The following is a 7155-nucleotide window of genomic DNA, read 5'->3' as shown; positions in this document are numbered from 1 at the left end:
GGCGGCGCGGCCTCGGGCGCTGCGGCGGCCGGCTCGGCGGCCACAACGGGCGCCGCCACGGTTGGCTCGGCGGCAGTCGCCGGCGGCGCTTCGCGGGCAATATTCAGTTGGTCGGCATCGACAATGAAGCAGCAGACGGCCTCGATGTCGTCCGGTGTGCAGGTGCTGTCGACCCAGACGGTCAGCACGCCGTTGGCGCGCTGGCTGGCCTTGACCTGGCCGAGGTTGCCCATTTCTTCGAGCAGCGCCTCGGCGTCCTTGTCCGACACCTTGGTGATGCGCACGCGCAGCGGCAGACCGGCCGCGTCGGCGGGCTCGGCCGCCGGAGCCGCCTCGACCGCAGGCGCGGGGGCCGCCTCGACCACGGGCGCGGGAGCGGGCGCGGCCTGAACCACCGGAGCGGGAGCGGGAGCAGGCGCCGAGGCAGCCGCCGCGGGATCCTTGTGCTCCAGGGCGAGCTGCCTCAATACCGCGCAGATACGCTCAAACACGGCTTCATCGGGCTCTTCGGAGGCCCGGTAGGCATCCAGTTGGCTTTTGAGCACGTCTTTCGTTTCCAAGAAAATATCAATCATGTCCGTGCGCAGCGCCATTTCGCCGCGACGGATCGCGTCCAGAAGGTTTTCGAGCAAGTGGGTGGTGCCCGCCAGCTGGTTGAAACAGCCAAACGTCGCGGCGCCGCCCTTGATCGAGTGGGCTGCGCGGAAGATGGCGTTGAGCTGCTCGATGTCCGGCGCGCCCACGTCGAGCTCGAGCAACAACTGCTCCATTTGCGCGAGCAGCTCGTCCGCCTCGTCGAAAAAGGTCTCGTAAAACTGACTGAGGTCCAATCCAGAACTCATGACCCGTACGCCTTCATAAATGAACTTGCCTACGCGCCGGACTGCTCATCGAGCAGCTCGGACGCCAATTCCACCAGCACATCGGGATCGACCGGCTTCGAGAGCCAGCCGCATACACCGAGGTCCCGGGCGGCCATTTTGCTGTCCACGTCATCCTCGGTGGTCAGCACCAGTACCGGCACATCCAGGTACTGTTCCTGTTCGCGCAAGCCCTGGATCAGTTGCAGCCCGCCCATCACGGGCATGTTCCAGTCGCTCACCACCAGGTCCACCGGATGGCTCCTGGCCACCTCCAGCGCTTCCTGGCCGTTGCCGGCCGTCAAAACCTTCCATCCCGCGCCCGTCAGCGTCGCCTGGACGATCATTCTCATCGTCGCCGAATCGTCCGCCACCAGAATCGTTGCCGCCATTGCTATCGAGCCCCTTCAGCGGGCGGCGTTGCCGCCGCGTCGCCATGCTTAGTTGCCGTCGTGGCCTTGGCTGCGGCATTCGCCGCCTCCACGGCCGTCCCAACCTCGCGGGCATCCTTGGCGCTGACGTCCGCTGCCGCGGCGTTCTCGCTTTCGATGCGCCGCTGGGTGCTCTGGTTGAGCACCACTAGGCTGATACGCCTATTAACGGCCGCATACGGATCATCTTTAACCAGACTCATGCTCGAGGACAGGCCCTGGATGCGCATGACCTTGCTTTCGTTCATGCCACCGGCCACCAATTCCTGGCGCGATGCGTTGGCCCGGTCGGCCGAGAGTTCCCAATTGCTGTAGGCGCGTTCGCCGCGGGCATACTGCGACGCATCGGTATGCCCGGAGATGCTGACCTTGTTAGGCAGTTCGTTCAGAACCGGCCCCAATTCCCGCAGGATGTCGCGCATATAGGGCTGCACTTCGGCGCGCCCGGTGGCGAACATGGGGCGGTTCTGGTTGTCGATGATCTGGATGCGCAGGCCTTCGGTGGTCATGTCGAGCAACAGCTGGGGCCGGAAGCTCTTGAGCACCGGACTGTTCTCGATGACGTTTTCCAGCCGCCGCTTGAGGTTTTCGAGGCGATGCTGGTCGCGGCGCTCGGCGTCGCCCATCGGCTGGGCCTCGACCCGGTTGCCCTGGCCGCGACGCTCGTCGCCGTCGCTGCGCAGGGGATCGCGGCCGCCGCCGGGAACCGCGCTGGTCTCGGCCGAGCTGCTGGGGCCGCCGGTCAGGGCCACGCGCAGGGGCATGCGGAAGTACTCGGCGATACCTTTCAGTTCCTCGCGTGGCACGATGCTGATCAGCCACATCACCAGGAAGAACGCCATCATGGCCGTGATGAAGTCGGCGTAGGCGATTTTCCAGCTGCCGCCGTGGTGTCCGCCGCCATGGACCTTCTTGCGGCGGATCACCACGCGGTGGTTGTTTACGGTGCTCATGGCCCGCTCCGTCAGGCCTTGGCGGTGGACTTGGTCTGCCGGACGTGCTCTTCCAGCTCACCGAAGGTCGGACGCACCGACGAATACAGCACCTTGCGACCGAATTCCACCGCCAATTGCGGCGGGTAGCCGTTCATGCTGGCCAGCAGCGTGGTCTTGATACATTCCAGCACCTTCATCGCCTCGTCCGTGCGCCGCTCGATGCGCGAGGCCAGCGGACCGACGAAGCCGTAGGCCAGCAAAATGCCCAGGAAGGTGCCGACCATGGCCTTGGAGATCAGGTCGCCGAGGATGGCGGGAGGCTGGTCGACGGCGGCCAGCGCCTTGATCACGCCCAGCACCGCGGCCACGATACCGAACGCCGGCAGGCCGTCGGCCATCTGCCGGATCATGCTGGCGGGCACTTCGCGCTCGTGGCGGTAGGTTTCGATTTCCTCGTCCATCAGCGTTTCGATCTCGAACGAGCTCATGTTGCCGCTGATCATGATGCGCAGGTAGTCCGTGATGAACTCCATGAGCTTGTCGTCTTTGGCGATGCGCGGGTACTCGCTGAAGATCGGGCTGGAGGCCGGATCCTCGATGTGCGATTCGATGGCCATCAGGCCCTCGCGGCGCGCCTTGTTCAGCAGCACGTACAGGAGCGCCATGAGCTCCATGTAGACGTCCTTGCCGTAGCGCGAGCTTTTCAGCGTGTCAGGCAGTGCCTTCTTGACCAGCATCAGCGACTTCTTGCTGTTGCCGGCCAGGAACGCGCCGAAGGCCGCGCCGAAGATCAGCGTCAGCTCGAACGGCTGGTAAAGCGCGCCGAGATGACCGCCGAGCGCTACGAAGCTGCCGACGACCGACACGATCACCACGAGAAAACCGATAACAATCAACACATCAGGCCCCTGCCAACGAAGTCTAAAACCGGCGTCAATGATCCCCTGTTCCCCCCGTCCCAAAAAGGCGGGTTACGGGGAGTTTTCCAGGGCTTTTGATGTATTTGGACGCACCGCTCAGGAACGGGCGGCGTCTACGGCTGGCGCGGAACGGGTGCCCGCCCGCGCCTTGGCGGCGGCGCGGGTCTTGCCGGCGCGGGGGGGCGGACGGCAGATCGCGCACACGAAATCCGACTGCGGGTCATGCGCATGGGCAATGAAATGCCCGCCGCACTGGCGGCAGGCGGAGAGCTGCAGCATGCCGCTGTCGAAGAACCGCACCAGCATCCAGGCGCGGGTGAAGCTCAGGACGGGTTCGGCGGACTCGGCGTTGTCGACGCCGGCGTTCTCGAGATAGAGCCGGTAGGCGTCGATGATGGCGCGGATGCCCTTGCTGCTGGTACGCGCATTCAGGAACGAATACACGTTGTAGAAAAGCGAGGAGTGGATGTTCGGCAACCAGGTCATGAACCAGTCGACCGAAAAAGGCAGCATGCCCTTCGGTGGCGAGCAGCCGCGGATCTCGCGGTACAGACGTGCCAGGCGGTCGTGGCTGAGGCTGGTTTCAGCCTCCAGCACCTGCAACCGCGCCCCCAGGGTAATCATGGAGCTGGCGAGCAGGATGTCATCCGCTTCCTGCGAAACACTCTTGGTGGCCATTACACGTGTCCGAAGTGGGCGTCGACCGGCCGTCAGGCCAGTTCTTCGACAGGTTGCTTGGCCAGCAGGATCGTCGCATGCGCTTGCTGCAGCGCACCACCGAGCACGTCGTGCGTCAGCGCCGACAGCAGGCTGTAGTCATCGAAACGGAAACGGCACAGGAGCGAGCTGGAACTGGCCAGCTTGACCAGCTGGGCCGGGGAAAGCCGCATCAGGATGTCGGCAACTTCGTTGCTGAATCCCAGGCGGAACATCGATGCGGCATAGTCATCGCGCAGCATGCGCTGGGCGAGAAGTAGATAAGACAGATTCACTTCGCGGATATCTGCCAGCAAAGAATTTTCGACTTGTTGCACGCCCGACTCCCTATTCCCTATCCCACCGAAGGGGCTTGATAACCAATGACATGCGCAACATTGTTGCGCCCGCCCGCTGCATCCTGTTTTAATGCGAAATGTATCATTTGTTCGCAATTTAAGTAAAATTTACCACAGGTCATGTCATTTTCTATGACTTATATGACAAATCTTTGTTGATATTGCGCAACGTGATGCTATAGACACACCTTGACATATAAATTCCTGACAAATGTACGTCAATTTGGCAAATAAGCATTCAAAACATTGCGTGCTTTAGCGAATGAAATGCCGTCTTTTGCCGACAATGGCGCCTTGCCGATCACAAAATCTTGCTAGCCTTAGCGTAGCCGCGCGTTTGTCGACAATGTCGTAAATTGACAACAACCGACAATGCGTCACGATGGACACCGCCCGACATTTCCGCAATGCCCCACGCAGATGACAGCTTGGTCGAATATGCCCCGCTAGTGCGGAAGCTGGCCCTGCAATTGCTCGCCCGGCTGCCGGCCAGCGTCGAGCTCGACGACCTGATCCAGGCCGGCATGATCGGACTGCTGGACGCCGTGCGGCGTTACCAGGAAACCGCCGACGCGCAGTTCGAGACCTACGCCACCACCCGCATCCGCGGCGCCATGCTCGACGAGCTGCGCGGCCAGGACTGGCTGCCGCGCAGCGTGCGCGCCAAGGCCCGCAAGATCGAACAGGCCATCCAGCAGTTGGAGCAGCGCCTGATGCGCGCCCCCAGCGAAGCCGAGATCGCGCAGCAGATGGAAATGCCGCTGAGCGAATATCAGACGCTTCTGCATGACGCCCAAGGCGTGCAGATCGTTCATTACGAAGATTTCGCCACCGAGCCGGACACCGCCTCGGGCCAGTCCGACTGGGCCGCCACGCTGAACCACGGCGCCGCCGGCGGCAATCCGCTGGACTCGCTGCTGGCCGGTGACTTCCGTCAGGCCCTGATCCACGCCATCGACACCCTGCCCGACCGCGAAAAGCTGCTGCTGTCGCTGTGCTACGAGCAGGGCCTGAACCTCAAGGAAATCGGCGCGATCATGAACGTGACCGAGGCCCGTGTCTGCCAGCTGCGTTCACAGGCCACCGCCCGCATCCGCGCCAAGCTGCGCGAACAGGCCTGGCAGCACCTGCCCCAGGACGGGCAGATCGCGCAGATCATCTGAAGCACAGGGCCGCAGCCTTGCGGCCCGCGCCCGACCCGCCATGCCGTCGGGCGGGAATTCCAGGGAAATCCAACGCTATTCGCGCCATTGCGCCCCGCCCATCCTTGTTAGCCTAGCAAGCTGACCCAATGAGGTGCGCAGGGCGATCCGTCGCCAGATACGCACCGCGACCCCTGGAATTTCGCCATGAGCGCACCCGACCTCCTGACGCAGGCCATTTCCGACGCCTACGACGAAACCCCGTATATCTCCCTGCCGTTTTCCTACACCTCGCCCGGCCATCTGCGCGCGGTCGCGCACCTTTACCGGCTCGAGGCGCCCGCGCTGGAGCAGGCGCGGGTATTGGAACTGGGCTGCGCGGCGGGAGGCAATCTGTTGCCGTTCGCGCTGGCCCACCCGGGAGCCCAGGTCGTGGGTATCGACCTGTCGCCCGAGCAGATCAACGCCGGCCGGCAGGTTGCCGAAGCGGTCGGCGCGCGCAATCTGGATCTGCGCGCCATGAGTCTGACGGATATCACCGCCGCGTTCGGCACGTTCGACTACATCATTTGCCACGGCGTGTTCAGCTGGGTGCCGCCGGACGTGCGCGACGCCATCCTGCGCGTCTGCCGCGAGAACCTGGCGCCGCAAGGCATCGCCTACGTCAGCTACAACACCTACCCGGGCTGGAAGGCGGCGGATGTGATCCGCGACGCGATGATACTCAACAGCTTCGGCGCCCAGACGCCGCAGGAGAAAATCGCCCGCGCCAAGGACATGCTGACGCTGATCGAGAGCGGCCTGTGGCATAACAATCCGCTACGCACGGCACTGCAGCCAGCGGCGCAGAAACTGCGCGGCCAGACCGACCACTACCTGCTGCACGAGTACCTGGAAGCCATCAACACGCCCTGCTATTTCCTGGAATTTGCCGCCGCCGCGCAGCAAGCCGGGCTGGCCTATGTCACGGACGCCGAACCCCAGCAGACGTTTCCCTCGACTTACGGCGGCACCGTGGCGCTGGGCCTGAACGGCTTGTCGGTCAACGCCAACCGGGAAATGCGCGAGCAATACCTCGACTTCGCGGTGGGCCGCCAGTTCCGCAAGAGCCTGCTGGTGCATGCCGAACGGGCCGGCGAGATCCTGGAGCAGCCGCAGGGCGATGCCTTCACCACCATGCACTTTGCCGCCGACCTGACGCCTCTTCCGGCGCCGGCGGGCGCGCCCGCGGGCCAGCGCCAGTTCCGCACCGCGGCCAATACCAGCATCACCACCCAGGACCCGGCGATGGCCGCCCTGATGGAGGGGTTGGCGCGGACCTGGCCGCAATCGCACAGCTTCGATGCGCTGTGCGACAGCGTGCGCCACGTGGCGGGCGACCAAGAGGCCGGCGCCCTCTCCGACGCGCTGATCGGAAATCTGGTCACGCTGCTACAGGCGGGCGCCCTTCACTACCGGCGCGAGCCCGCGCCTTATGACACGCCGCAGTCGCGGCCGCAATTGCTGCCGGGCGCCGTCCAGTTGCTACAACAAGTAACAAAAATAGGGTGCCAGGTCGGCATGCACAACGCTTGGCATCACCCCGTCACGCCACCGACCGCCCCGCTGCACGGCTACCTCCTGAGCCAGATCGATGGCCAGCGCAGCATCAGCGATCTGCGCACGCTGGCCCGCGATGCCCTCACGGCCGGGCGCTTCCCGCATCCTGACGGCAAGTCCTATAAAGGTGCGCGCAACCTCGACCCGGTAGCCCAGGATATCGTCACCAGCCTGCTCGCCGGCCTGCGCCACGCGGGCCTGTTACTGCATTGA

Annotated in this window: 8 protein-coding genes; 2 read left to right on the top strand and 6 right to left on the bottom strand. The window is 64.1% G+C overall.

Annotated elements, in window-relative coordinates; all coding sequences use genetic code 11:
* The 6 genes from HV701_RS19245 to flhD form a co-directional block, all read right to left on the bottom strand.
* A partial coding sequence (locus HV701_RS19245; protein WP_175134617.1) for an Hpt domain-containing protein occupies positions 1-842 on the bottom strand: 842 nt, incomplete at its 3' end.
* 29 nt (positions 843-871) lie between these two features.
* Positions 872-1252: a response regulator gene (locus HV701_RS19240; protein WP_175134616.1), complete on the bottom strand. Its 381-nt coding sequence runs from the start codon at positions 1250-1252 to the stop codon at positions 872-874.
* A 2-nt stretch (positions 1253-1254) separates the two neighbouring features.
* A complete protein-coding gene (motB, locus tag HV701_RS19235; protein WP_175134615.1) occupies positions 1255-2244 on the bottom strand; it encodes a flagellar motor protein MotB in 990 nt (329 codons plus the stop codon).
* An 11-nt stretch (positions 2245-2255) separates the two neighbouring features.
* Complete coding sequence (gene motA, locus HV701_RS19230; protein WP_175134614.1) at positions 2256-3125, bottom strand: flagellar motor stator protein MotA; 870 nt, start codon at positions 3123-3125, stop codon at positions 2256-2258.
* Positions 3126-3242: 117 nt separating this feature from the next.
* Positions 3243-3824 (bottom strand): flagellar transcriptional regulator FlhC, encoded by a 582-nt coding sequence (gene flhC, locus HV701_RS19225; RefSeq protein WP_175134613.1) that lies wholly within the window; start codon positions 3822-3824, stop codon positions 3243-3245.
* Between the two features lie 32 nt (positions 3825-3856).
* Positions 3857-4180 (bottom strand): flagellar transcriptional regulator FlhD, encoded by a 324-nt coding sequence (flhD, locus tag HV701_RS19220; RefSeq protein WP_006219025.1) that lies wholly within the window; start codon positions 4178-4180, stop codon positions 3857-3859.
* A 428-nt stretch (positions 4181-4608) separates the two neighbouring features.
* On the opposite strand from flhD, the gene HV701_RS19215 reads away from it, so the two are divergent.
* Positions 4609-5364: an RNA polymerase sigma factor FliA gene (locus HV701_RS19215; protein ID WP_175134612.1), complete on the top strand. Its 756-nt coding sequence runs from the start codon at positions 4609-4611 to the stop codon at positions 5362-5364.
* A 186-nt stretch (positions 5365-5550) separates the two neighbouring features.
* Positions 5551-7155 carry a methyltransferase regulatory domain-containing protein gene (locus HV701_RS19210; protein ID WP_175134611.1) on the top strand — a complete coding sequence of 535 codons (1605 nt, stop codon included), beginning with the start codon at positions 5551-5553 and terminating at the stop codon, positions 7153-7155.

Source organism: Achromobacter pulmonis (assembly GCF_902859765.1).
GTDB lineage: Bacteria > Pseudomonadota > Gammaproteobacteria > Burkholderiales > Burkholderiaceae_B > Achromobacter > Achromobacter pulmonis.
Note: the sequence above shows the minus strand (reverse complement) of the source record. Positions and strands in the feature narration are given on the sequence as shown.

Coding starts and splice junctions, on each gene's coding strand:
- HV701_RS19240 (WP_175134616.1), bottom strand. CDS start 1,252: ATGGCGGCAACGATTCTGGTGGCGGACGATTCGGCGACGATGAGAATG.
- HV701_RS19210 (WP_175134611.1), top strand. CDS start 5,551: ATGAGCGCACCCGACCTCCTGACGCAGGCCATTTCCGACGCCTACGAC.
- flhC (WP_175134613.1), bottom strand. CDS start 3,824: ATGGCCACCAAGAGTGTTTCGCAGGAAGCGGATGACATCCTGCTCGCC.
- motB (WP_175134615.1), bottom strand. CDS start 2,244: ATGAGCACCGTAAACAACCACCGCGTGGTGATCCGCCGCAAGAAGGTC.
- HV701_RS19215 (WP_175134612.1), top strand. CDS start 4,609: ATGCCCCACGCAGATGACAGCTTGGTCGAATATGCCCCGCTAGTGCGG.